The sequence below is a fragment of the Streptomyces sp. SID3343 genome (genome assembly GCF_009865215.1).
Classification (GTDB): domain Bacteria; phylum Actinomycetota; class Actinomycetes; order Streptomycetales; family Streptomycetaceae; genus Embleya.
In genome coordinates, this window is the sequence record NZ_WWJX01001364.1 from 1 (window position 1) to 265 (window position 265).

General features: G+C 77.7%; 1 protein-coding gene. It reads left to right on the forward strand.

Annotation, left to right across the window (positions count from 1 at the left end; translation table 11 throughout):
• Window positions 1-265: hypothetical protein (locus tag GT354_RS43190; RefSeq protein ID WP_161362438.1), on the forward strand; the 265-nt coding region annotated here is incomplete at both ends.

Here is a 265-nt window from a genome sequence, read left to right on the forward strand (position 1 = left end):
CACCGGCCCGGACGCCTCGACGCTGCTCTTCCTCGGCCGGCGCGGCATGTCGCTCGGCGTGCTGACGCCCGGCCTGGCGGCGGCGGTTCGGCTGCTGACGGCGCGGCCGTGTACCGAGGACGACCTGCACCTCGCCGTGCTCGCCGACGACGGCGAGGCCGCCCTGCTCAAACTGCCCGTGCTGCTGCGGCGCCTGCGCGTGGGCGGTTGGCTGGGCACGGCCGTCGAGGTGGGCGGCCGGCCGACGCTCACCCTGCGCCCGCTG